24 protein-coding genes are annotated in these 22,320 nt (G+C 66.7%); 12 read left to right on the top strand and 12 right to left on the bottom strand.

Annotated elements, in window-relative coordinates:
• Window positions 1-194: 194 nt before the first annotated feature.
• The 6 genes from petA to RT655_RS06425 all read left to right on the top strand — a co-directional run bounded on the left by petA (window position 195) and on the right by RT655_RS06425 (window position 5,518).
• Complete coding sequence (gene petA / locus RT655_RS06450) at window positions 195-779, top strand: ubiquinol-cytochrome c reductase iron-sulfur subunit (RefSeq protein ID WP_313535642.1); 585 nt, start codon at window positions 195-197, stop codon at window positions 777-779.
• Between the two features lie 12 nt (window positions 780-791).
• Entirely contained in the window at window positions 792-2,081 is a 1,290-nt protein-coding gene (locus RT655_RS06445; RefSeq protein ID WP_313535640.1) for a cytochrome b N-terminal domain-containing protein, read from the top strand.
• A 14-nt stretch (window positions 2,082-2,095) separates the two neighbouring features.
• A complete protein-coding gene (locus RT655_RS06440; protein ID WP_313535638.1) occupies window positions 2,096-2,932 on the top strand; it encodes a cytochrome c1 in 837 nt (278 codons plus the stop codon).
• Window positions 2,932-3,474, top strand: coding sequence for an adenine phosphoribosyltransferase (locus RT655_RS06435; RefSeq protein WP_313535636.1), 543 nt, complete (start codon window positions 2,932-2,934; stop codon window positions 3,472-3,474). The genes RT655_RS06440 and RT655_RS06435 overlap by 1 nt, the downstream gene beginning before the upstream one ends.
• Before the next feature lie 93 nt (window positions 3,475-3,567).
• The gene (locus RT655_RS06430; RefSeq protein WP_313535634.1) at window positions 3,568-3,903 is read left to right on the top strand and encodes a hypothetical protein; all 336 of its coding nucleotides are present in this window, start codon (window positions 3,568-3,570) and stop codon (window positions 3,901-3,903) included.
• Between the two features lie 307 nt (window positions 3,904-4,210).
• Window positions 4,211-5,518: a methyl-accepting chemotaxis protein gene (locus RT655_RS06425; RefSeq protein WP_313535632.1), complete on the top strand. Its 1,308-nt coding sequence runs from the start codon at window positions 4,211-4,213 to the stop codon at window positions 5,516-5,518.
• A gap of 61 nt (window positions 5,519-5,579) precedes the next feature.
• On the opposite strand, the gene RT655_RS06420 is transcribed toward RT655_RS06425, so the two are convergent.
• Window positions 5,580-6,275 carry a hypothetical protein gene (locus RT655_RS06420; protein ID WP_313535630.1) on the bottom strand — a complete coding sequence of 232 codons (696 nt, stop codon included), beginning with the start codon at window positions 6,273-6,275 and terminating at the stop codon, window positions 5,580-5,582.
• A gap of 284 nt (window positions 6,276-6,559) precedes the next feature.
• On the opposite strand from RT655_RS06420, the gene RT655_RS06415 reads away from it, so the two are divergent.
• The gene (locus tag RT655_RS06415) at window positions 6,560-7,321 is read left to right on the top strand and encodes a hypothetical protein (RefSeq protein ID WP_313535628.1); all 762 of its coding nucleotides are present in this window, start codon (window positions 6,560-6,562) and stop codon (window positions 7,319-7,321) included.
• A gap of 369 nt (window positions 7,322-7,690) precedes the next feature.
• Here RT655_RS06415 and RT655_RS06410 read toward each other — a convergent pair whose 3' ends face one another.
• The 4 genes from RT655_RS06410 to RT655_RS06395 form a co-directional block, all read right to left on the bottom strand.
• Complete coding sequence (locus RT655_RS06410; RefSeq protein ID WP_313536919.1) at window positions 7,691-8,140, bottom strand: MaoC family dehydratase; 450 nt, start codon at window positions 8,138-8,140, stop codon at window positions 7,691-7,693.
• A 42-nt stretch (window positions 8,141-8,182) separates the two neighbouring features.
• Window positions 8,183-9,454 (bottom strand): ectonucleotide pyrophosphatase/phosphodiesterase, encoded by a 1,272-nt coding sequence (locus RT655_RS06405; RefSeq protein WP_313535627.1) that lies wholly within the window; start codon window positions 9,452-9,454, stop codon window positions 8,183-8,185.
• Window positions 9,455-9,647: 193 nt separating this feature from the next.
• Window positions 9,648-10,967: a hypothetical protein gene (locus tag RT655_RS06400; protein WP_313535626.1), complete on the bottom strand. Its 1,320-nt coding sequence runs from the start codon at window positions 10,965-10,967 to the stop codon at window positions 9,648-9,650.
• A 3-nt stretch (window positions 10,968-10,970) separates the two neighbouring features.
• Window positions 10,971-11,729, bottom strand: coding sequence for a glutaredoxin (locus RT655_RS06395; RefSeq protein ID WP_313535625.1), 759 nt, complete (start codon window positions 11,727-11,729; stop codon window positions 10,971-10,973).
• A gap of 58 nt (window positions 11,730-11,787) precedes the next feature.
• Between RT655_RS06395 and RT655_RS06390 the strand changes: the two genes are divergently transcribed.
• The gene (locus RT655_RS06390; protein WP_313535624.1) at window positions 11,788-12,186 is read left to right on the top strand and encodes a MerR family DNA-binding protein; all 399 of its coding nucleotides are present in this window, start codon (window positions 11,788-11,790) and stop codon (window positions 12,184-12,186) included.
• Window positions 12,187-12,403: 217 nt separating this feature from the next.
• On the opposite strand, the gene RT655_RS06385 is transcribed toward RT655_RS06390, so the two are convergent.
• Complete coding sequence (locus RT655_RS06385) at window positions 12,404-14,170, bottom strand: methyl-accepting chemotaxis protein (protein WP_313535623.1); 1,767 nt, start codon at window positions 14,168-14,170, stop codon at window positions 12,404-12,406.
• Between the two features lie 227 nt (window positions 14,171-14,397).
• On the opposite strand from RT655_RS06385, the gene RT655_RS06380 reads away from it, so the two are divergent.
• From RT655_RS06380 to RT655_RS06370, 3 genes are read left to right on the top strand one after another with little or no spacing between them, the layout of a single operon-like run.
• Window positions 14,398-15,261 (top strand): PAS domain-containing protein, encoded by an 864-nt coding sequence (locus RT655_RS06380; protein ID WP_313535622.1) that lies wholly within the window; start codon window positions 14,398-14,400, stop codon window positions 15,259-15,261.
• Window positions 15,162-15,833: a sensor histidine kinase gene (locus RT655_RS06375; protein ID WP_313535621.1), complete on the top strand. Its 672-nt coding sequence runs from the start codon at window positions 15,162-15,164 to the stop codon at window positions 15,831-15,833. The genes RT655_RS06380 and RT655_RS06375 overlap by 100 nt, the downstream gene beginning before the upstream one ends.
• A gap of 9 nt (window positions 15,834-15,842) precedes the next feature.
• Window positions 15,843-16,184 (top strand): response regulator, encoded by a 342-nt coding sequence (locus RT655_RS06370; RefSeq protein ID WP_313535619.1) that lies wholly within the window; start codon window positions 15,843-15,845, stop codon window positions 16,182-16,184.
• 126 nt (window positions 16,185-16,310) lie between these two features.
• Here RT655_RS06370 and ychF read toward each other — a convergent pair whose 3' ends face one another.
• Entirely contained in the window at window positions 16,311-17,408 is a 1,098-nt protein-coding gene (gene ychF, locus RT655_RS06365) for a redox-regulated ATPase YchF (RefSeq protein ID WP_313535618.1), read from the bottom strand.
• Between the two features lie 180 nt (window positions 17,409-17,588).
• Between ychF and RT655_RS06360 the strand changes: the two genes are divergently transcribed.
• On the top strand, window positions 17,589-18,596 hold the full coding sequence (locus tag RT655_RS06360; RefSeq protein ID WP_313535617.1) for a transferrin-binding protein-like solute binding protein: 1,008 nt from the start codon (window positions 17,589-17,591) through the stop codon (window positions 18,594-18,596).
• A 70-nt stretch (window positions 18,597-18,666) separates the two neighbouring features.
• On the opposite strand, the gene RT655_RS06355 is transcribed toward RT655_RS06360, so the two are convergent.
• The 5 genes from RT655_RS06355 to RT655_RS06335 all read right to left on the bottom strand — a co-directional run bounded on the left by RT655_RS06355 (window position 18,667) and on the right by RT655_RS06335 (window position 22,091).
• Window positions 18,667-18,942: a hypothetical protein gene (locus tag RT655_RS06355; RefSeq protein WP_313535616.1), complete on the bottom strand. Its 276-nt coding sequence runs from the start codon at window positions 18,940-18,942 to the stop codon at window positions 18,667-18,669.
• 224 nt (window positions 18,943-19,166) lie between these two features.
• Entirely contained in the window at window positions 19,167-19,598 is a 432-nt protein-coding gene (locus tag RT655_RS06350; protein WP_313535615.1) for an NIPSNAP family protein, read from the bottom strand.
• A 102-nt stretch (window positions 19,599-19,700) separates the two neighbouring features.
• Entirely contained in the window at window positions 19,701-20,270 is a 570-nt protein-coding gene (pth, locus tag RT655_RS06345) for an aminoacyl-tRNA hydrolase (RefSeq protein ID WP_313535614.1), read from the bottom strand.
• A gap of 80 nt (window positions 20,271-20,350) precedes the next feature.
• Window positions 20,351-20,959 (bottom strand): 50S ribosomal protein L25/general stress protein Ctc, encoded by a 609-nt coding sequence (locus RT655_RS06340; RefSeq protein WP_313535613.1) that lies wholly within the window; start codon window positions 20,957-20,959, stop codon window positions 20,351-20,353.
• A 268-nt stretch (window positions 20,960-21,227) separates the two neighbouring features.
• Window positions 21,228-22,091 (bottom strand): TraB/GumN family protein, encoded by an 864-nt coding sequence (locus RT655_RS06335; RefSeq protein ID WP_313535612.1) that lies wholly within the window; start codon window positions 22,089-22,091, stop codon window positions 21,228-21,230.
• Window positions 22,092-22,320 lie beyond the last annotated feature (229 nt).

Below are 22,320 nucleotides of genomic sequence, written 5' to 3'. Positions count from 1 at the left end.
ACGAAGTCATTTTGCAGTGCAACATTAAGGCCTTGGAGACGAGAAGATGAAAAACCCTGTTGGCAAAGCTGCAGTGTGCCGTCTATCAAACTTGTAACGCCACCGGAAATCCGGCCGGCACTAAGCTTCGTTTCGTCCGCGTTCCTCTCCGCGGTTTCCGCGCGGAAGAGTTCCCGAAGTGCAAGGGCTAGAGCATGGCAACGTTTGAAGAAGGCGTTTCTCCCGATCAGACTGTAGGCCCTGGCGGCGAAATCCTCGAGAATCCCCGACGCCGCGATTATCTTCTCTACGCTGCCCCCGCCGTTGCGGCCGTCGGCGCGGGCGTGGTGGTGCTGCCGCTCGTCAATTCGATGAACCCCTCGGCCGACGTGCTCGCACAGTCGACCACCGAGGTGAATCTCGCCGCGATCGAGCCGGGGCAGGCAATCAAGGCCAGCTTCCGCAAGCAGCCGCTGTTCGTGCGCAACCTTACGCCGGCGGAGATCGCCCAGGCCGATGCGGTGCCGGTCTCGAGCCTGCGCGATCCGCAGACGCTCGACCAGCGGACCAAGGAAGGCCACAAGAACTGGCTGATCACGCTGGGCGTGTGCACCCATCTCGGCTGCGTGCCGCTGGGGGCGGGCGAGGGCGAGAATCGCGGACCGTTCGGCGGCTATTTCTGCCCGTGCCACGGCTCGGCCTATGATACCGCCGGCCGGATCCGCCAAGGTCCGGCGCCGAAGAATCTCGAAGTACCAAAATATAATTTCACGTCCGACACTGTCGTCACGGTCGGGTGAGGAGAGACCTGGATGAGCTTTCCCTGGGCGCGCCATTACGAGCCGAAGAACCCGGTGATGAAATGGGTGGACGATCGGCTGCCGCTGCCGCGGTTCGTCTATAACGCGATCGGTGCCGGCTATCCGGTGCCGCGCAACCTGAATTACTTCTGGAATTTCGGCATCCTCGCCGGACTTTCGCTGGTGATCCAGATCGTTACCGGCATCGTGCTGGCGATGCACTTCCACAGCTCGGCCGCCGGCGCCTTCGATTCGGTCAACGGCACGATCATGCGGGACGTGAACGCGGGCTGGTTCCTGCGCTTCGCCCACGCCAACGGCGCCAGCATGTTCTTCATCGTGGTGTACATCCACATCTTCCGCGGCCTCCACTACGGATCGTACAAGGCGCCGCGCGAGATGGTGTGGCTGCTCGGCGTGGTGATCTTCCTGCTGATGATGGCCACCGCCTTCATGGGCTATGTGCTCCCCTGGGGGCAGATGAGCTTCTGGGGCGCGCAGGTGATCACCGGCTTCTTCTCGGCGATCCCGGTGGTCGGCGACTGGATCCGCATCTGGCTGCTCGGCGGCTATGCGCCGGACGACGCGACGCTCAACCGCTTCTTCTCGCTCCATTATCTGCTGCCCTTCGTGATCGCGGGCGTGATCATCCTGCACATCTGGGCGCTGCACATCCCCGGCTCGAACAACCCGACCGGGGTGGAAGTGAAGGGCGAGCAGGATACGATCCCGTTCCACCCATATTACACCGCCAAGGATGGCTTCGGGGTGGGCGTGTTCCTGATCCTGTTCTCGATCCTGATCTTCTTCTATCCGGATTATCTGGGTCACCCGGACAACTATATCGTCGCGAACCCGCTCTCGACGCCCGCGCACATCGTGCCCGAATGGTATTTCTGGCCCTTCTACGCGATCCTGCGCGCCTTCACCGCGGACTTCATCCTGCCGGCGAAGCTGTGGGGCGTGCTGGCGATGTTCGGCTCGATCCTGCTGCTGTTCTTCCTGCCCTGGCTGGATCGCTCGCCGGTGCGCTCGGCCAATTACCGGCCGATGTACCGCGTCGCCTTCTGGCTGCTGGTCGCCGACGTGCTGATCCTCGGCTGGTGCGGCGGGTCTCCGGCGGAGGCGAAGTACGTGATCATCAGCCAGATCGCGGCGGCCTATTATTTCGCGCACTTCCTGATCATCGTGCCGATCATTTCGCGGATCGAGACGCCGCGCCCGCTGCCCAACTCGATCACCGAAGCGGTGCTCAAGGGTGAGGGCGGATCGCGCATCACCGCCACCGCGGCGACGGCATAAGGGGGCCGGGAACCATGACGTCGATCTTTTTCCGCTCGATCAAGTTCCTGATCGGTGCCGGCTTCGTCTTCGTGCTGCTGCTCGCGCTGATCGGCAGCATCACCGGCGTGATCAAGGAGCCGGCGAAGGAAACCGCCGAGCAGGCGCTGCACAAGCATCCCAAGGAACTGGACATTGCCTCGAACGGGCCGCTCGGCAAGTTCGATACCGCCCAGCTCCAGCGCGGGTTCAAGGTGTACAAGGAAGTCTGCGCGGCGTGCCACTCGCTGCACATGATCGCCTTCCGCAACCTCAAGGACCTAGGCTATAGCGACGCCCAGGTGAAGAAGATCGCCAAGGAGTGGGCGAACAAGCAGCCGGTGTTCGACGAGAAGGCTGGCACCTGGGGCGAGCGCGACAACATTCCGTCGGATCGCATCCCCAAGGTCTATTATGCCGGCACCGGCAACCCGCCCGACCTCAGCCTGATCACCAAGGCGCGGCATGACGGGGCTGCCTATGTCCACTCGCTGCTCACCGGCTATGGCGAGAAGCCCGATCCGGCGGTGGCGGCGCGCTTCCCGGAGGCGATGAAGACGCCCGAGGGCATGCACTTCAACCCCTATTTCGCCAATCTCAACATCGCGATGCCGCCGCCGCTGGTGAGCGACGGCCAGGTCCAGTATGACGACGGCACCCGCGCGAGCGTGGACCAGATGGCGAAGGACGTCTCCGCCTTCCTCGTCTGGACCGCCGAGCCGACGCTGCAGACGCGCCACCAGGCGGGCGTGGCGGTCGTGATCTTCTTGCTGTTTGCCACCGGGCTCGCCTATGGCGCGTACCTCACGGTTTGGCGCGGCATGAAGCATTGATGGACACCCAGCAGAACGAAGACATCCGCAGTCGCATCCGCACGATCCCCGACTTTCCGAAGCCGGGGATCCTGTTCCGCGACATCACCACGCTGCTGCTCGACCCCGAGGGGCTGCGGCTGACGATCGAAAAGATGGCGGCGCAGGTCGACGGCAAGATCGACCTGGTCGCCGGCGTCGAGGCGCGCGGCTTCGTGTTCGGCGCGGCGCTCGCGGTGCAACTCGGCACCGGTGTGCTGCTGATCCGCAAGGACGGCAAGCTGCCCGGCGCCACGATCGCCGAGGACTATGCCCTCGAATATGGCTCCGACCGGATCGCCATCCATGCCGATGCGCTGGTGCCCGGCGCCCGCGTGCTGCTGGTCGACGACCTGATCGCCACCGGCGGCACGGCCCGCGCGGCGGTTCGGCTGCTGCGCAAGGCCGGGGCGGAGGTGGTCCAGGCCTCGTTCGTCGTCGATCTGCCCGATCTCGGCGGCGCCGACGCGCTGCGCAGCGACGGGATCCAGGTCGCGTCGCTCGTCGCGTTCGACGGGCACTGACGGAACCCCGGCGGGCATCCGTGCGCTTCTCCGCCGAGGGGCGCGGCCAGGGGCATCGCCCCGCCGCGCGCCCCCGGGACAGGAGCGTAACCCATGCATATCGGTTTGAAATCCATCCTCGGCGCGGCGCTTCTCGGCGGCGCGGCGGCACTCGGCGGCTGCATGGACGATGGCTATGGCTATGGCGGGTCGCGCGTCGCGGTCGGCTATGGCAACGCGTATGGCAGCCCGTACTGGGGCTGGTACGACGACTATTATTATCCCGGCACCGGCGCCTATGTCTATGATCGCTACCGCCACCGCCGTGCCTGGAACGACGGCCAGCGTGCATATTGGGAACAGCGTCGCGGCAGCTGGCGCGGCAACCAGCGGTGGCGCAACAACTGGCACGATTTCCGTGGCCGGCCGGGCGGCGGGCGCCGTCGCTGAGCGCGAGCATCGTGTTCGGAAGTCGGGCGGGCGTGTGCTGAAACATGCACGACGGCGCCCTGACTTCCACGAGTGATAAAATGCTTCCACTCAAAAAAGCTTATGTTGAAATCGAGCCGTACGCACGAAAATCGGCTACTCGCCAGTCAACTCGGCTCGGAATACTTCGACATACGGCGAAACCGGGTCGTTCGCGCAACGCCTTGGGAAGGCTTTCTACGTAAAAGTACCTCTTGGTGCATCGCCACCCGCGTCCACGAATATTTTCCTATGATGATCGGACAGATATCAAAGGCGTGGGGTGCATATGCAGTGGTTCAAGGCGAATGCGCCGATTCGGTTAAAGCTGCTTATAGCTTTCGGCGTCTTCGTCGGCTTGTTGCTGGCAGCGACCCTGGCAGACGCCCTATTTGCGCCCCGCGTCTCGTTCGGCATCGAAGTGGGGCTGCTTGTCTTTGGCGTGGTCAGCGCCTGGTGGCTGCGCGAGGCGATCGCGGTGCCCTATGTCACCACCGTGGTGCGCATGGAGGCGCTCGCAGCGGGAGACCTCAAAAGCCCGATCGCCTATACCGAGTTCACCGATTGCGTCGGGCGGCTCACCCGAGCGATGGCCAGTTTCAAGCAGGCCGCCGAAGAGCAGATCGCGCAGAACGTGCTCGCCAAGGAACATGCGGCGGTGGTGCGCGGCATGGGCGTCTATTTCCAGCGGCTCGCCGACGGGGACCTCAGCGCCAAGATCGCCGAGCAATATCCCGAAGAATTCAGCGACCTGAAGGACGGCTATAACGGTGCGATCGACCGGCTGCGCGACCTGATCGACGCGCTGATGGACAGCACCCAGTCGATCGAGACCGGCAGCCGCGAGATCGCCCAGGCGTCGGGGAATCTCGCCCGTCGCACCGAGCAGGCCTCGGCCGAACTGAGCAACACCGCGGTCGCGGTCAAGCAGATCACGGGCAGCGTGCGCGAAACCGCGACCGCGGCCGATCAGTCGCTTGCCGCCAGCCATTCCGCGCGCTCGGCGGTGACCGAAGGCCGCAATCGCACCACGGCTGCCACCGTCGCGATGGAGGCGGTGACCGAAAGCTCGGCTGCGATCGACGGCGTGATCGAGGGCCTTGAGAAGATCGCCTTCCAGACCCGAGTGTTGGCGATGAACGCCGCCGTCGAGGCGGGCCGCGCCGGCGAGGCAGGCCGCGGCTTCGCCGTGGTGGCCGATCTGGTGAGCGCGCTCGCACTGCGTGCGGAAACCGAGTCGGCGAGTGCCAAGGAACAGCTCACCCGCGCACGCGACGAGATCGGCACCGCCGTCGCCGCGGTCGGCCTGATCGATGAGGCTTTCCAGACCATCGAGACCTCGACCGAGGACAGCGCCCGCCGCGCCGACGAAATCGCCCGCGCCAGCCGCGAACAGGCCGACGCCACCAAGGCCGTGTCCGGTGCGCTCGGCTCGATCGAGGCGGGAATCCAGCAGAATGCCGCGATGGTCGAGGAAACCTCCGCCGCGACCACGCACCTGCTCCGCGAGGTTGAAGTGCTGAGCGGCCAGACCGGCGCGTTCAAGCTCGAGCGCGGCAGCGCCAAGCGGCGTGCGGCGACGCTGCAGGCAGCCTGAGCGGCGGTAGGGCAAGGCTGGCCCGGGCGCGCTGCCGGTCCGCGCCCCGTTGGCGGTGCGCTTAGCGAGTGACGCCGCCTGGATCGAACCTGACGGCGCGCGCGGCGGCCAGCAGCTCGCCGAAATGGTGGCCGCTGCTGTTGCCGTCGGGCGCCATCTTGGCATGGCAGATCGCCAGCAGATGCGCGGCGATATCCAGCGCCAGCGGCGCCCAGCCCGTCGTGCCGGGCTTGCTGAGGCAGATGCGGCCGTCGCCGTTCAGCTCGGGCAGGCGATGGAAAGCCCAGCTGAAACGGGGATCGCGGCGCCGGATCGCTTCGCCTTCCAGCAATCCCAGGTCCTCGAGGAAGCCATAATATCCATCCACGCCGCCCCGGTCGCGCGTGTGAAAGCCGCGCTCGTCGGGGTTCGGCTGCGGATCGCCGGACACCGGCGAGAAGCTGCGGCGGGGCAGGCTGTCGTTCAGCCAGGCATCAATCTCGGCGGCCGCTGCGGCGCCGTCCGCCGTGGGATCGAGCAGCGGCGCGGCTGCGATGCCCCGCTGTGCGAAGAAGTCCAGCATCGCACGCAGGCGCTTCTCGCGCCGCGCCAGAAACGCGGCGAGATTTGCATCCTGCTGCACTGTTGTCAGCGCCTCCGATGGGCCGGCATGGGGCAGCGGATCGGCGGGATAGTCGGCGAACAGGCGCTGGAGGCCTGATGCACCGCCCTGCGGATCCGCGCCCTTGCCGCGCCACGTGCTCCAGAAACCCGTCATCCTCGCCAGCTTATCGCATTCGGCCGCGTTTCGTCAGGCGCAGAAGCGGCGCTGGACCGTATCAAACCCGCGCCGCGCCAGCGCGCCGGGGGGCCGCCCGCCTGGACGCCCGAAAATGCCTGAGCGCAACTCCCACTATTGGGCCACGCCGGCGCCAAGCGCGCGAATGCCCGATATCGCCCGATTGCAGCCGCGTTGCGTCCGCGTATGATCACGAGCGCCTGGGGGCGCTGGAGGTCGCAGACGTGGTGGAAACACAGCCGACGAGCAGCAAGGTTCCGGCGGTGACGCTCACCTTCTGGATCATCAAGATACTCGCCACGACGCTCGGCGAGACCGGCGGGGATGCGGTGAGCATGAGCTGGTTGGGCGAGACGACATCGGACGCCGGCAGCAATGGGATCAACGGATATCTCGTCGGTACCGCGATATTTGGCATGCTGCTGGCCGCGCTGGTCTTTTCGCAGATCAGGGCGCGGCGGTTCAACCCTTGGCTCTATTGGGCTACCATCATCGCATCCACCACCGTCGGGACAACGCTCGCGGACTTCGCCACCCGTTCCCTGGGTTTGGGATATCCCGGTGGCTCGATCCTCCTGTTCGGACTGGTGCTCGCATCGCTCTTTAGCTGGTATCGGGCGCTCGGCACCGTTGACGTCAACGCCGTCGATACCGCCCGAGCCGAGACCTTTTATTGGATGACGATCACCTTTTCCCAAACGCTCGGTACGGCATTGGGGGATTGGGTAGCGGATGGGCCGCTCGGCTATTCCGGCGCAGCGATCCTGTTCGGAGCGGCACTGGGTGGGTTGGCCGTACTCTATGTCACCGGCATCGTTTCCCGCGTGCTTTTGTTCTGGGCAGCTTTCATTCTCACCCGCCCGCTAGGCGCGGTTGTCGGAGACTTGCTCGACAAGCCCGTGGCGAAGGGCGGACTGGATTTCAGTCGCCCGCTGGCGACGGCCACGCTCTTGATCGCGATCCTTCTGTTGATCCTGCTAGTGCCGCAGCGAGCAGGGGCTGGGCATGGCACGCGCAGCCGCTGACCATCACAGTCCGCTTTCCGCCGACGTCGGGCATTCGCGCCACGCATTGTCCGCGATGCCGAACGTAGCACAGGGCCGACTTGCGCCTGCGGCGATGTTCCCCATATGATCCGCTACCGCCATCTTCAGTCGGCCGCTCTTTGATCCGTTCGGTACCACCTCCCCGCGCGCGACGGGACGCGCGGCGTTGGTGCGCGTCGGGAGTAGCGGCCAGTATGCTGACGACCCTTCACGGGCCGCAACTTCCTGAACTTCGCATCGCCGCTTCGGCAGTCCGTCGAAACGCGCGGACGCCTAAACTTCCTCAACTTCGGCCGGCGGCCCCTACACCGCGCGGCGGTTCTCCACCCGAGGTTGCCCGCGGTCCGATCACCCGTCGATTCGGCGTGCGATCAGGGCGTTGGCGATAAAGGTCAGAACAGCTTCGTCCTTCTGATTGAACGTCGTCAGGCGGCTGCGGACGATGCCCATGTCGGGGCGGCTTTGCGACGCGCGCGCCTCCAGCACTTCGGTTTCGCAGCGGAGCACGTCGCCGGGGTAGACCGGCTTCAGCCAGCGCAATTCGTCGATCCCGGCCGCGCCCAGGCTGGCGATCGGGTTTTGTTCGTAGTGCGCGACCAGCATCGCCATCGTCATCGCGTTGGTGTGCCAGCCGCTCGCCGCCAGCCGGCCGAAATGGGTCTCGGCCGCCGCTTCGTCCGAAAGGTGGAAGGGCTGGGGATCATATTTGCGCGCGAATTCCAGCACCTCTTCGCGGGTGACGGCGTAGCGGCCGAAGCTGGCGCGGTCGCCGGGCTGGATCTCGTCGAAGTAGCGCATGGCAACGAGTTTCATTGAGAAACCCGTTGCTGGCAAGCGGATTCAGCGGGGCTGGAGCAGGGCGCGGAAGCGCGTGTCGTCGCCGTCGAGCCTCGCCTTGGGCGGCAGCCCGAGCAGGTCGCGGAGCAGCGGGGTGACGTCGACATTGTCGAACGCCGGGACCGTGCCGTGGCGGAAGGCGGGGCCGGCGGCGACGAACAGCGCAGCCATGTCCGCCGAGCGATTGTCATAGCCATGTTCGCCGCGCGTGAAGGACGCGTCGGGCAGTTTTTCGACGATCATCCAGCGCGGCTGGGCGAGGCAGAACAGCGCGGCGATGCGCGGGTTGCTGCCATAGAGGAAGCGCGCGGGGATGTCGGTCTTGCGCCAGCATTGCATGTGCGGATGGGGCCGCAGCAGCGCCTGCTCGACCAGCGCCTCCTTGCCGGGCAGGGGGGTGAGCGCGGCAAAGGGGCCGGCTTCGATCAGATGGTAGCTGTCCTTGGGCAGGCCGAGCGGGATCACGCGGGTGTCGCTGGTCTCCGACATGCCGTGATCCGAGACCACGACCAGATTGGCCGGCTGGTGGAGCGCGGCGAGACCGTCGACCAGCGCGCCGATCTGGGCATCGACGGCGGCAGCGGCCCGGGTGACCTCGGGCGAGTCCGGGCCGTGCTCGTGACCGACCACGTCGACCCGGTCGAAATAGAGCGTGACGAAGCGCGGGCGGTTGGCGGCGGGGCGGCGGAGCCAGTCGAGCACGGTGTCGACGCGCTGGGTGTCGTTCACCGCCTGGTTGTACTGGAGCCAGTCGTGCGGGCGGGTGCCGCCGGCATAGTCGCCGTGATCGGGCCGGGTCACCGAGCTGCCCCAGGCGACGTTGGCGCCCGGCCAGAACACCGTGCCGGTGCGGATGCCGGCCTTTTCTGCCTCGACCCAGATCGGCGCGGCGGCATTCCACCAATAGGGGGCGTCGCTGGCGGTGGTGAAGGTCTCGCCCGGATGGGCGGGGTCTTCCATCCGGTTGCCGACGATGCCGTGATGGTCGGGGACCAGGCCCGTGACCAGGGTCCAGTGGTTGGGGAAGGTCTTGCTCGGGAAGCTCGGCCGCATCGAGCCGGTGATGCCCTGCGCGGCGAGGCGGACGAGATTGGGGGTGACGCCGCGCTGAAGATAGTCGGCGCGGAAGCCGTCGATCGAGATCAGGATCGTGACGGGCGGGCGGATTTCTGCCGCTGCGGCCGGCGGCGGGGCAGGGGCCTGGACCGGCGGGGTGGCACAGGCCTGAAGGACCGCGATCAGTGCGGCGGCGGCGAATCTGGTGGTCCAGCGCATGGCGGCCCCATGCGCCGGATTTGTTGCGGAGGGAAGACCGGGTGCCCCCCTCCACCACCGCCTTCGGCGGCGGTCCCCCTCCCCCGCTTGCGCGGGAGAGGAAACGCTATCCACAAAGGTGTCTCCTCCACCGCGAAGCGGGGGAGGGGACCGCGCCGCGCCAGCGGCGTGATGGAGGGGGCACCCCCCGCGCTTACCGCCCCAGCGCCAGCCGCGCGAACAGCGTATAGCTCACCGGCGCCTTCCCGTACGCCGCATCCAGCGCGGACGGCTTGGCATAGGCCGCCACCGACCCGCCCAGCGCCAGCTCGGTCTGGTGCGCGAGCGGGATACGATACGCGTAGCCGCCCTCGAACCGCGTCACCCGGAACTTGGTGTCGTGCAGCGGATCGTCATGGTCCGGGAAGAGCTCGTCATTGGCGACATTCTCCACCCGGCCGAACAGGCTGTGACGGCCGGTCAGGTCCCAGTTGGCCTCGGCGGTGAACGCGCTCAGCACCGGCCCCGGCAGGCGGTGCTTGGCGGCATAGGCGACCATCGCCGAGACCTTCCCGCTGCTATAGTGGAGGCTGGCGGTGGTGCGCTGCTCGTCCTCGCCCTGGTGGGTGACTTCGGGGCTCTTCAGATGGCCTGTCGAGACCTGCGCTACCCAATTGTCGGTCGGCGACCAGCTGGCGCGGACGCTCCAGCTGTCGAGCTTCACGCGATCGATGTCCCAGCGATGCTCGTCGGGCTCGCGGCCGTTGAACCAGGAGCCTTCGAGCTGCACCCGCCCCGCCTGCACCCCGCCGGTGACGACGCCGTACGTGATATGGCTGCTGTCGAACCAGTGATGCGCGATCGGCGACAGCGCGAAATAGCGCGCCGAGCGGCGATGCATGAAGGCGCTCGGCCCGAGCGCGGGCTCGGCGACGGGGCCGCCATAGACGAAGAGCTTGGTGCCCGGCGCGACCTGGGTATCGACTCGGGCGGAGAGTTCCATGAACAGGTCGTGCGGGTGCTGCCGGTCGATCAGCGGCTGGCCGTTGGCGGTCTCGCCGCTGGCGAAGAGGTTGGGATAGCCGCGCTGGCCCATGGCGGGCTCGAGGCTGCCCATCGCGCGGAGCTGCAGCGAGGTACCGCCCCAGTCGCGGCTGGCGCTGAGCATCGCCATCGATTCGACGAAGGCCTCGTCCTTGCCGCGCTTCCCGCCCTGATCGGTATAGACGCCCCAGACATAGCCGTGCGCCATCACCATCCAGTCGCCATGGGTGAGCATCACCCCGCGCATCGGCCCGTCGGCCTGGGGCAGCAGCGCCGTGCCCGAGCCGCCGGTCGCATGGTCCGAGCCGCCCATCCGCATGGCCGACATCGGCTCGTCCATCGTCATGCCGGGCATGGTGTGCCCCATCGCGGCATGGTCCTGCGGGGTGGGCTCGGTGGGCATCGACCCCATGTCGTGCATGCTGTGGTCCTCCTGCGCGAAGGCGGGCAGGGGGGCGAGCAGGGCGAGGGCGGCGAAGGTGGTACGCAAGGGTCAGGCTCCCAGCAGGGGTCGCGCGAGCATCCAGAGGCCCATCGCGATCATCATCAGGTTTTCGGTGAGCGACACGAAGCCGAGCGGCACATTGCTGTCGCCGCCGACACAGGCGCATTTGAGGTCGCGGCGATCGACATAGACTGCCTTGAACACCGACGCCGCGCCGATCCCGCCGATGAACAGCGCCAGCGGGGCGGAGAACCAGGTCAGCACGTTGGCGGTCATCAGCAGCCCCGCAGCGGCCTCGGCGAACGGGTAGATCGTTGCGTAGGGCACCCAGCGGCGGGCGAGCAGGTCGTAGCCGAGGAACATCGTCGCGAAGCTCGACACGTCGCGCAGCTTGAGCATCGCCAGCAGGCACATCGCAAAGCTGACGAACCACTCGCCCGCGCGCATCGTGAACGGCGTGGCATAGGCGGCCTGGCTGGCGGCGAGCGCCATCAGCGCGGCGATGGCGAACAGCGCGATGACGGGCACATAGGTCTTGGCCTTGGGATCACGGACTTTCAGCCCGAGGAAGCGGCGCAGGTCGTCATGCCCGCCGATCCGCCGCTCGCCGATGAACACCTGCGGCGTGGTCGTCACGCCGTGGCGGGCCTTGAACGCGTCGGTGTCCTCGCGGGTCGTGAGGTGGCGATCGTCGACCGTGTAGCCGTGGCGTTTGAGCAGGTGCAGGGCGCGCAGGCCCCAGGGGCAGACATGCGTGCCCATCACCATGCGGTAGAGAATAGCGCTTTTTTCCGAGGCGGATGACATGGGGTTTCCTTCACTCCGCACCCCATATAGGCTCCGTACCATGGTACGGAGTCAAGCGATGTCGCAACTTACGATTGGAAAGCTCGCCGATGCCGGCGGGGTGGGGGTGGAAACGGTGCGCTATTACCAGCGCCGCGGGCTGCTGCCGACGCCGGTGCGCGGCGGACCACCCGATACGGGCGTGCGGCGCTATGGCGAGGGGGAGGTGCGGCGGCTGCGCTTCATCCGATCGGCGCAAGCGGCGGGGTTCACGCTGGAGGAGATCGGCGAGCTACTCGAACTCGACGCGACCGACGATCGGGCGCGGGCGCGCGAACTGGCGCGAGTGCGGATCGGGGCGTTGGATGCGAAGATCGCCGAGCTCGTGCAGGCGCGCGAGGGGCTCGCCCGGCTGGCGCGGGAGTGCGGGGCGGGCAGCGCGGGGCCGTGCCCGATCCTCACGGCGTTCGAGGGGTAGGGGGCGGCAGGCAGGCTAAGCTAGGCGACGCCCTTTACACCCCTCCCGCTTGCGGGAGGGGCAGGGGGAGGGTGTGTACGGTAAGCAAAGCGAGCGGTCGCAGGAGCGGGAGCTGTGCTTTTCGCACTCTATTTCAGCGTGTCGCCTGCCACCCTCACACACCCTCCCCTAACCCCTCCCGCAAGCGGGAGGGGGATTTGCGGGGGGAGATTCCAGCTCAGTACGCCATCTCGAACGCCGGTTGTGCCGCGCCGTGGCCGTAGCTCGCCACCTCCTCGTCCACGCGGAACGCCTCGGCATTGCCGAGCAGCGTCGCTGCCTCGCGGTCGAGCGAGCGGGCGGCGGCGGAGGTCTGCTCCACCATTGCGGCGTTCTGCTGAGTGGCGGTTTCCATCTCGACCACCGACCGGGTAATGTCGGAAATCGCGCTGGCCTGCGAACGATTGTCTTCGCGCAGCGCTTGCAGCAGTTCCTGGACGCTGTCGAAATTCTCGACGATCTCGCCCAGCGCGGTGTCTACCGCGCGGACCTCGCTGGCGGCGAGCGCGACGTCAATCTGTGTCTCGTTGATCAGCTCGCGCCCGCGCTTGGCTTCTTCCTCGGCGCGAAGCGCGAGTGCGGAGACGAGATCAGCGACCACCGCGAAACCGCGGCCCGCTTCGCCCGCACGACCGGCCTCGACCGCGGCGTTCATCGCCAGCACCCGCGTCTGGAAGGCGATCTTGTCGAGCCCCTCGACCACCGTGTCGATCGCATTGGCGCGTTCGGAGACGCTGTTCATCGCGCTTGCCGCGTTTTGCGCGGTGCCGCGGCCCGAATGGACCATCGCGCCGGCCTGTTCGGCACGCGCCATCGTGGTCTCCGCCGATTGGCTGCTGCTCTTCAACCGGTTCTCGATCAACTGGATCGCGGCGCTGGTTTCCTGAAGGGTGTTCGCCGTCATCTCGGTACGGCGGGCAAGGTCTTCCGAAGCGGTGGCGATCTCGCTGGAGCCGGTTCCGATGTTGCGCGCGCTGTGAATCGCGGTGCGCAGCATCGCCGATAGTGCACCGGCAGCGCGGTTAAAATTGAGCCGCACCGGCTCGTAGACGCCGGGGAAGGGGGTGGGGATGCGGTGGCGCAAGTCGCCCTTCTCCAGCGCAGCAAGGGCGGCACCGAGTCTCTCGCCGACATTCTCCTGCTCGGCGAGGTGCGCCGCGTCCATTTCCGCGCGGCTGCGCGCCGCAGCGTGGAAGCGCGCCACCGCTTGCGCGATGTCGCCCAACTCGTCCGTACGGTCGCGATAGGGAATGGCGGTGTCCTGCCCCCGCGACAGTGTGGTGGTCGCCAGGGCAACCTGGGCCAGCGGTTGCGCGACGCGGCGGGTAAGCCACCAGGCGAACCAGCCGATGGTCCCGAACAGCGCCAGCGCGAGCAAGGTCAGCACGCCGATCGAAACGCCGAGCGACTGGGAAGAGCGGTCGCCGAACGCCGCCTGCTCCTTGGCGGTAGCGCTGACCAGTGCGTCGATCGCCTTGCGGTGCGTGTCATAGGCTTCGCTCAGCACCGCATACCGGGTGCGCGCGTTGACCATGTCCTTGGCGGCAATCGCATCGAGGAACGGCCCTTGCGCCTCCTGCCAGAAGCGCACCGCCGGGGTATGCGTCTCGTTGAGGATCGCGCGCTTCAGTGGTTCCGGAAGCTCGGACTTATCCCATACTGCGTGCCGTTCGTCATACGCCTTGCGAAGCTCCGCGAGCCTGGCACGGGTGGCTTCGATGCGCTCAGGGTGATCGAGCAGCAGCGTGGCTTCAAGATAGGGCTCGATGATATATTCGGGCGGCGGCAGGATATCGGCATTGAGATCGGCGATCTCCATCGACGCGCGATGCATCGGACCGCCCATCCGGATCGTGTGTATCCGCCACGCCGAAACGGCGAAAGCGATGGCCAGAAGCAAGATCAGCGCCATCGCGCCGCTGCGAACCCGCGCGGTAATCGTCATGCAGTCCCCCCGAGTGGCAGTGCCCCCGTTCCGAACCCATTGTAGAAACATTTCTAGTAGGTTGCCGTGCGCAGCGACGATTTGTTGTGTACCCGGGGGATGAAGCACAGCCACCGCGAGCGTTCGACACATAGGTTATCGTCAACGGGCCTGGAATGAACGATTGCGGTGCGGAAACATTGTGCCGGCCACCGAGGCAGGCGTGATACGCTGCATGGAGAAGTAGGATGGGCAACGACGGCTACCCGATCGGTGGGGGGCAACTCGGGCAGTTGATTCGCGATTTCGACTGGGCGGGCACGTCGCTCGGGCCGCTGGCGCAGTGGCCGCAGAGCCTGAAATCGGTCACCCAGATGCTGATCCTCTCGCCCGTGCCGATCGTGCTGCTGTGGGGCGAGGACGGCGTGATGATCTACAACGATGCCTATTCGGAATTCGCCGGCAGCCGCCATCCCGCACTGCTGGGCTCGAAGGTGCGCGAGGGCTGGTCCGAGATCGCCGACTTCAACGACAATGTCATGCGCGTGGGTCTCAGCGGGCAGACGCTCGCCTATCGTGAACAGGAATTGTCGCTGCAGCGGCGCGGCAAGCTGGAGCCGGTGTGGATGGACCTGGATTACTCGCCGGTCCTCGATGAATCGGGCACGCCGGCGGGGGTTGTCGCGATCGTCGTCGAGACCACGCAAAAGGTGCTCGCCCAGCGCCAATTGCGCGAGAGCGAGCGGCGGCTGCGCGCCTTCGTGGAAGCGACGTCCGATGCGGTCTACCGGATGAGCCCCGATTGGTCGGAACTACTTCATCTCGACGGGGGCACCTTCCTCGCCCATGCGCGCCAGACGCTCCCGGAATGGGTGGACACCTATATTCCCGTCGAGGATCGTGGACGCGTGCAGGCGGCGATTGCCGAAGCGGTGGCGCCCGCCAGCCGCTCGAGCTCGAACACCGCGTTCACCAGGCGGATGGCAGCATCGGCTGGGTCGCCTCGCGCGCGGTGCTGCTCACCGACGAGGCGGGCGAACTGGTCGAGTGGTTCGGCGCGGCCTCGGACATCACCGAGCAGCGGCGGACCAACGAGCATCTGCGGCTGGTGATCAACGAGCTCAACCACCGGGTGAAGAACACGCTCGCGATGGTGCAGGCGATCGCGATGCGCACCTTCCGCGCCGCTCCCGATCTTGCGGTGGCGCAGGAGCAGTTCGCCGCGCGGCTGGTGGCGCTGGCCCAGGCCAACGACCTGCTTACCGGCGAGCGCTGGGCGGGTGCGTCGTTGCGCGAGGCGATCGATCAGGCGGTGCGCCCGCACCAGCATGATGCGGCGCGTTGCAAGCTGCAGGGTGCAGACGTCCGCATTTCGCCCAAGACCGCGCTGGCACTGGCGCTGGCGATGCACGAGCTTTCCACCAACGCGGTGAAATATGGCGCCTGGTCGAACGACGCGGGTCGGGTGGCGATCGCCTGGTCGGTGACCGGCGGCCAAATGCGGCTGGAATGGCGCGAGCGCGACGGCCCGATCGTCGTGGCGCCGGCGCGGCGTGGTTTCGGATCTAGGTTAATCGAACGCGGCTTGGCGGGGGAACTTGGCGGCGCGGTGACGCTTTACTTCGAGCCCGAGGGGCTGCGCTGCACCGTCGAGGCGCCGCTTGCCGCCGTAACTGTGGAATAGGATAAGGCCGTGCGTGTCCTGATCGTCGAAGATGAAATGACGATCGCCTTCCTGATCGAGGACATGCTGATCGATCTCGGCCATGAGGTGGTGGAGATCGCGATGCGGCTTCCCGAGGCCATGGAGGTGGCGCGGCGGGTCGAGGCCGATCTGGCCATTCTCGACGTCAATCTCGACGGCCATCGGTCGTTCCCCGTGGCGGACATTCTGGCTGAGCGCGCAATTCCCTATGCCTTCGCGACGGGGTACGGGGCGCTGGGGCTGGAGGGTACCTATCGCGAGCGGCCGGTGCTGGCCAAGCCGTTCCTGCGCGAGCATCTCGCTGGGCTGATCGTGAAGGCGTGTGGGTAAATTCTCAAGCCCCTCCTCCTTGGAGGAGGGGTTGGGGGTGGAGGGATTCCAAAACCTCTATTGGTCTCGGTGAGACACTGCCCCACTCCAGCCCCTCCTCCAAGGAGGAGGGGCTAATGACAGTTCTCAGCTATGCAGGAAGTGCATCACGTCGCCGTCGTTGACGACATAGGCCTTGCCTTCCGCGCGCAGCTTGCCGGCCTCGCGTGCCTTGGCTTCGCCGCCCAGTGCGACGAAATCGTCGTACGCGATCGTCTCGGCGCGGATGAAGCCCTTCTCGAAATCGCTGTGGATCTCGCCCGCCGCATTGGGGGCGGTGGCGCCGCGATGGACGGTCCAGGCGCGCGCTTCCTTGGGGCCGACGGTGAAGAAGGTCAGCAGGTCGAGCAGCGTGTATCCGGCGCGGATCACGCGGGCCAGACCGGTTTCCTCCAGCCCCAGCTCTCCGAGAAACTCGCCGCGCTCGTCCATCGGCATCGTCGCGATCTCGGCCTCGATCGCCGCGGAGACTACCACCGCCTGCGCGCCTTCGGCCGCGGCCTTGGCGAATACCTTCGCGGAGAGGTCGTTCCCGTTCGCGGCATCTTCCTCGTTGACGTTGCAGACGTACAGCACCGGCTTGGCGGTGAGCAGCTGGGCAAGGCGGAGGTGGCGGGTCTCGTCCTCGTCCTTGGGTTGGGTCAGCCGCGCGGGCTTGCCGTCGCGCAGCAGGTCCAGCGCCTGACCGAGCACGCTCGCCGCGGCCTTGGCCTCCTTGTCGCCCTGCGCCGCCTTCTTGGCGAGGTTGGGCACGCGCTTTTCGAGGCTTTCGAGATCGGAGAGCATCAGCTCGGTCTCCACCGTCTCGGCGTCCGCAATCGGATCCACCTTGTTGTCGACATGCTGGATGTCGTCATTCTCGAAGCAGCGCAGGACGTGGACGACCGCGTCCACCTCGCGGATGTTGCCGAGGAACTGGTTGCCAAGGCCTTCGCCCTTGCTGGCGCCGCGCACGAGGCCCGCAATGTCGACGAAGCCGAGCTGCGTCTCGATGATCTTCTGCGAGCCGGCGATTTCCGCCAGCTTGTTCAGCCGAGGATCGGGCACCGCAACGTTGCCGACATTGGGCTCGATCGTGCAGAACGGATAATTGGCCGCCTGCGCCGCGGCCGTCTCGGTCAGCGCATTGAAAAGCGTGGACTTGCCCACATTCGGCAGGCCGACGATGCCGCAACGGAAACCCATGGTAGTTCGATCCTGTCGTGAAGGGGCCGGCGGGCACGCCGGCGATATGGCGGGCTCGATACGCGCAGGCGACGGGTTTTTCCAGTGTAACGCGACCAGCCTTGACGCAGGGGCGTTCATCTGGGGTACAGGGGGGCAAGTCATTTCCTGTCGTGCGCCAGGTTCTCGAGGAGTTTTCGTATGATTCGCCGTTATGTCATTCTGGGCAGCGCCGCGGCTGCGGCCGCGCTGGCAAGCTGCAGCGGCGGCGGGGATTCCTCGGCCACGCCGACGCCTACCGCTTCCGGCTCGGCAACGCCGACCCCGACTCCGACCGCAACATACACCGCGTTCCCGCTGACGGCGGCCGCCGAGTTCAGCACGCTCAACGCGACGACCAACTACACCGGCGATCCCACCACGGGTGCGGTGACGCTAGGCGTCGTTGCGACCGAGACCTTCAACAGCCGCGTCAAGCTGGCCGCCACTGCGGACCTGACCAACGGCACCTTCGTGATGGACGAGGCGAGCGAGGAATCGCGCTTCGTTGGTACCAACGTCACGACCACCGCAGCCCCGACGGTCACCGAGTTCGTCTACCGCAGCGTCAGCACGGCGACCGGCGCTGCAGCGGGCAATTTCAGCCAGCTCGAAGTGCTCAACAATATCGGCGCGGCGACCGTGACGACCAGCGACAGCCTGCTCAAGCAGCTGACCGTGCTGAGCTACGCAAACTGGTGGCGCGGCGATTCGACGGCGGGCCAGAAGCGCCTGACCTATTCGATCTGGGGCTATCCGACCCTCTCCTATGACATGCCGACCACCGGCAGTGCGACCTACACCGCCCGCGTTGTCGGCCGCTCGGTGAGCGTTGCCAGCGGTGCGACGACGCTGGTCCGCGTTGGCGGCACGGCGACGGTGACGGTCAATTTCGCCACCGGCCTGGTCACCACCACGATGAATCTGACCACGCTACCGAGCGGCGGCGCGGAGACCGCCTATGTGACGCTGAACGCTCAGGGCGCTATCCCGATCGCGCAGAACCAGTTCAGCGGCAGCCTCGTCAGCGGCGGCGCGGCGACCGGAACGATCACGGGGGCCTTCTACGGCTCGAAGGGCGTGAACGTCGGCGTCGTCTTCGGCGCCTCGGGGACGATCAACGGGGCCGACACCCGTATCGTCGGCGAAGTGGTGGGCGTGAAGCAGTAATAAGCGACGCCAGCGCTTGAAAATGAAAGGGGCTCGGGAAACCGGGCCCCTTTTTGCTTTGGTCGGTCGGTCAGCTGCGCTGGACCTGCGCGGTGCGCACCTTGCCCCCGGCATCATATTCGATGCGGTAGATTTCAAAACTCGGCCCGGTCGCGCTGCGGCCGAGATAATAGATGTCGGCAGACGGGCCGGCAGAATCGGGTTCGCCGAGTAGCATGCGCACCGCGCGGCGCGATGCGCCGGTCGCGATACCCGCACTGCCGAGCTGCGGCACCATCGCACTCCGTCGGCTTTCCCCGTCATACTTGCCGCGCTCGTCCGCCCACGCCGCCTTGTCGAAGGTCATTTGCTCGCCTCCGCAGCCGGCAAGCGCCAGCGCCAAGATCGTCTCGAATGCAATGCCCCCCTTCACGATCCGTCCGCGCTGGCATCGCCCTTTGGCGTCCACGTTAGGCCGTTCGCCGGGCGGGGATCGGCCCTGTCGTTCTGCCCTTCCTGCGCCGGGGTAAATTGTCTCGTCCCGTTTGCGCCGACCTCTGCGGTAATGCGGGCGTTCAAAGGAGACGCCGCCTATCGCGCGCCCGCGAGCGGCGGCGAATAGTCGGTCATCGTCAGGAAGATGCTTTCCACCTTGGTGACGATCTTGCCGTTCGCCTCGGATTCCGCGACCACCTTTTGCCATTCGGGGTCGGCGCCGAACGCCTTCCAGTCCGCCTCGCGTGCTTCGCGGCTGGGGTAGGCGAGGATATAGACCACGCGGCCGTCCGGCGCATCGGCACGGGGCAGTTCGTTCCAATAGGCGACGTTGCGCATGCCGTGCCTGGCGAACAGCGTGAGCGTGTGGTTGCGGAAGCGGGCATTGAGCGCGTCGGCCTTCCCGGGGGCAGGGGTGTAGATGCGCAGCTCATAGACCGGCGCCGCCGCTGGGGCGGCGGCGGTCTGTGCCCTGGCGGGCGCGGCGAGGGGGAGGAGAGCGAGCAGGGCAGGCAGGGCCAGGCGCATCGGGCATCCCTTCATCGTTGGTGGCGGCAGGATGGCACGGCGGGTGGCGCCGATCCACCGCAACCTCGGTGATGCAAGGCAAGAACCCGCCATGCGGCGCGCTCAGTCCTGCATCCGCCGCGCCACTTCGTTCATGAACCGCACGTCGTCGCCCGCCGCCAGCCAGGGTGCCTCCGCGGCGATCGCGCCCAGCATGTCGCTCAGCGGTTCGATCTCCGCCTTGGCATAGTTGCCGAGGACATAGCCGGTCACCCGATCCTTGTGCCCCGGATGGCCGATGCCAAGCCGTACCCGTCGGAAGTTGGGCCCGAGATGCGCGTCGGTCGAGCGCAGGCCGTTATGCCCCGCCGTTCCGCCGCCGCGCTTCACCTTGACCTTCATCGGCTGCAGGTCGAGCTCGTCGTGGAAGACGGTCACATCCTCGGGGTCGAGCTTGTAGAAATCCAGCGCGGATCGCACCGCCCGGCCGCTTTCGTTCATGAACGTGCCGGGCTTGAGCAGCACGACCTTCTCGGCGCCGATCCGGCCTTCCTGGGTCCAGCCCTGGAACTGCTTCTTCGGCACGGAAAAGCCATGCACCTCGGCCAGCGCGTCCATTGCCATGAACCCGACATTGTGGCGGTGCATCGCATATTGCGGCCCCGGATTGCCGAGACCCACCCATAGCTGCATCGCCCACACTCCCGAAAAGAAAATCGCCCCCGCACCTAGGGTGCGGAGGCGATCTTTTGAACCCGCAAAGGGGAACGAGATCAGCCTTCGGCCGACTCGCCCTCGGCCGCGGCTTCACCCTCTTCCGACTTCAGCGCCGACGGCGCGACGACGGTGGCGATGGTGAAATCACGATCGGTGATCGAGGGGGTCGCGCCCTTGGGCAGGGTCACGGCCGAGATGTGCAGCGAATCGCCGACTTCGAGGCCCTTGACCGAGATCTCGATCTGCTCGGGGATCTCTGCCGCGTCGACCACCAGCTCCAGCTCGTGACGGACGACATTGAGTACGCCGCCGCGCTTCAGGCCGGGCGCCAGCTCTTCGTCGACGAACACGATCGGCACTTCGACGGTGACGGTCGCGTGCTCGGAGATGCGCAGGAAGTCGACGTGCAGCGGACGATCGGTGACGACGTCGAACGCGACGTCCTTGGCCAGCGTGCGCTCGCCGTTGACCATGATCACCGAGTTGAAGAAGTGGCCGGTGTTCAGCAGCTTCTGCAGCTCACGCTCGTTGACGTGGATGCTCGCAGGATCCTGCTTGTTGCCATAGATCACGGCGGGGACGCGGCCTTCACGACGCAGCGCCCGGGAGGCTCCCTTGCCAGCCCGGTCGCGCGTTTCGGCCGACAGCGTAAGCGTGTCGCTCATGTGTCGATTTCCAATGCGCTAAATGTTTCAACGTGCATGCAGCGGCAGGCCTCCAGGGATGACCCTGCCACAGCAAGCGCGCGCCTATAGGCGAGGCGGGCGCGAATCGCAAGACGGGTGTTCGGCGCCCGAAAGTTCCGAAAGTTCCGGCAAAACGACATTTACGCTCCCCCGTCCCCGCAACGGCATCGGCCGATAGCCCCGTATATATGCCGGAAGCGTGGCTGTAGGAAAGCAAAAGTTCCCGCTCCGTTCCTGTCGGCGCCTGCTATTGCAGCCGCTCCACCTTCAGCCCGGCCTTGGCCAGCAGCGCCAATACGCTCGCGTCGCCCGCCAAATGCCCTGCGCCGACTGCGACGAACACCTGGCCCGGCGCCTGCATCCGATGGCGGATCCAGGCCGCCCATGCCTGATTGCGACGAAGCAGCAGCGTGTCGCGCAACTCGGGATTGCCGGCGAGATCGGCGTTGAGCAGCCGGGCCAATGCATCGGCATCGCCCTTGCCCCAGGCGGCGACGGCGGCGTCGATGGTCGCGCCGGTCTTGGGTAGCCCGTCAAGCGTGTCGCCCAGCACGCGCGCCTGTGCGGCGGCAGAAAGATGGTCGAAATAGCCGAACTGCTGCTCGGCGGTTTCCAGCCCCGTCACCCGCTTGCCGGACTTCGCCGCGGCGGCCTGGAGCACCTGCTCGACGCCATTGGCATCGTCATAACCGAGCTTCTGGAGCGGGAGCAGCGACAAGGTGAGCGCGGCCAGCCACGGCTCGTCGCGGTCGAGCGACTGCGGGGACAGCCCGGCCTGGCGGAGCGCCCCTTCGAGCTTGACGTGCTCGGGCGCGGGGAGGGCGGCGACGGTCGTGTCCCCGGGCGTGCGACCGAGCCTGTCAAGCAGCGCCTGCGTCTCGGCCTCGGGCGGCATCACCAGTTCGAGGACGAGCGTGTCGCTCGCGTCGAACGCGGTACGCACCGGGCCTTCGAACCAGCGCAGCTCCGGGCGGAGCAGGTGCACGGTGCCGAACAGATAGACAATGGTGTCGCCATCGCGCACCGCCCAGAGCGCGGGCTTGGCCTCGCGGGGGGCTGCGCTGCAGCTGCCGAGGAGGAACAGGGCGGCAAGGAGGAGCGCGCGGAACATCGTGCCCTTGTGGGGGAGGGCGCGGGCAAGTTCAACGATCCGGCGTTCGGCTCTGCGCTAGCGGTTTATACTCAACCGTCATTCCCGCGAAGGCGGGAATCCATTTGCCAGGACGCCGGGGCAAAAACTGACGCTTCAGCGCCAATGGATCCCGGCGTTCGCGGGAATGACGGCGTATTGGGGCGAGAGCGACGGTTTTGTCTGCTGTCTAGGGGATCGCTGTGGGCCC

Origin of the sequence: Sphingomonas sp. (assembly GCF_032114135.1) — a bacterium.
Lineage (GTDB): Bacteria > Pseudomonadota > Alphaproteobacteria > Sphingomonadales > Sphingomonadaceae > Sphingomonas.
The sequence above is the reverse complement of the archived record's forward strand: the minus strand, read 5'-3'. Positions and strand labels throughout refer to the sequence as shown.

Coding starts and splice junctions, on each gene's coding strand:
- RT655_RS06435 (WP_313535636.1), top strand. CDS start 2,932: ATGGACACCCAGCAGAACGAAGACATCCGCAGTCGCATCCGCACGATC.
- RT655_RS06395 (WP_313535625.1), bottom strand. CDS start 11,729: ATGTCATCCGCCTCGGAAAAAAGCGCTATTCTCTACCGCATGGTGATG.
- RT655_RS06445 (WP_313535640.1), top strand. CDS start 792: ATGAGCTTTCCCTGGGCGCGCCATTACGAGCCGAAGAACCCGGTGATG.
- RT655_RS06430 (WP_313535634.1), top strand. CDS start 3,568: ATGCATATCGGTTTGAAATCCATCCTCGGCGCGGCGCTTCTCGGCGGC.
- RT655_RS06405 (WP_313535627.1), bottom strand. CDS start 9,454: ATGCGCTGGACCACCAGATTCGCCGCCGCCGCACTGATCGCGGTCCTT.
- RT655_RS06335 (WP_313535612.1), bottom strand. CDS start 22,091: ATGTTCCGCGCGCTCCTCCTTGCCGCCCTGTTCCTCCTCGGCAGCTGC.
- RT655_RS06350 (WP_313535615.1), bottom strand. CDS start 19,598: ATGCGCCTGGCCCTGCCTGCCCTGCTCGCTCTCCTCCCCCTCGCCGCG.
- RT655_RS06340 (WP_313535613.1), bottom strand. CDS start 20,959: ATGAGCGACACGCTTACGCTGTCGGCCGAAACGCGCGACCGGGCTGGC.
- RT655_RS06410 (WP_313536919.1), bottom strand. CDS start 8,140: ATGCGCTACTTCGACGAGATCCAGCCCGGCGACCGCGCCAGCTTCGGC.
- pth (WP_313535614.1), bottom strand. CDS start 20,270: ATGCAGCTATGGGTGGGTCTCGGCAATCCGGGGCCGCAATATGCGATG.
- RT655_RS06425 (WP_313535632.1), top strand. CDS start 4,211: ATGCAGTGGTTCAAGGCGAATGCGCCGATTCGGTTAAAGCTGCTTATA.
- RT655_RS06385 (WP_313535623.1), bottom strand. CDS start 14,170: ATGACGATTACCGCGCGGGTTCGCAGCGGCGCGATGGCGCTGATCTTG.
- RT655_RS06380 (WP_313535622.1), top strand. CDS start 14,398: ATGGGCAACGACGGCTACCCGATCGGTGGGGGGCAACTCGGGCAGTTG.
- petA (WP_313535642.1), top strand. CDS start 195: ATGGCAACGTTTGAAGAAGGCGTTTCTCCCGATCAGACTGTAGGCCCT.
- RT655_RS06355 (WP_313535616.1), bottom strand. CDS start 18,942: ATGACCTTCGACAAGGCGGCGTGGGCGGACGAGCGCGGCAAGTATGAC.
- RT655_RS06390 (WP_313535624.1), top strand. CDS start 11,788: ATGTCGCAACTTACGATTGGAAAGCTCGCCGATGCCGGCGGGGTGGGG.
- ychF (WP_313535618.1), bottom strand. CDS start 17,408: ATGGGTTTCCGTTGCGGCATCGTCGGCCTGCCGAATGTGGGCAAGTCC.
- RT655_RS06440 (WP_313535638.1), top strand. CDS start 2,096: ATGACGTCGATCTTTTTCCGCTCGATCAAGTTCCTGATCGGTGCCGGC.
- RT655_RS06360 (WP_313535617.1), top strand. CDS start 17,589: ATGATTCGCCGTTATGTCATTCTGGGCAGCGCCGCGGCTGCGGCCGCG.
- RT655_RS06420 (WP_313535630.1), bottom strand. CDS start 6,275: ATGACGGGTTTCTGGAGCACGTGGCGCGGCAAGGGCGCGGATCCGCAG.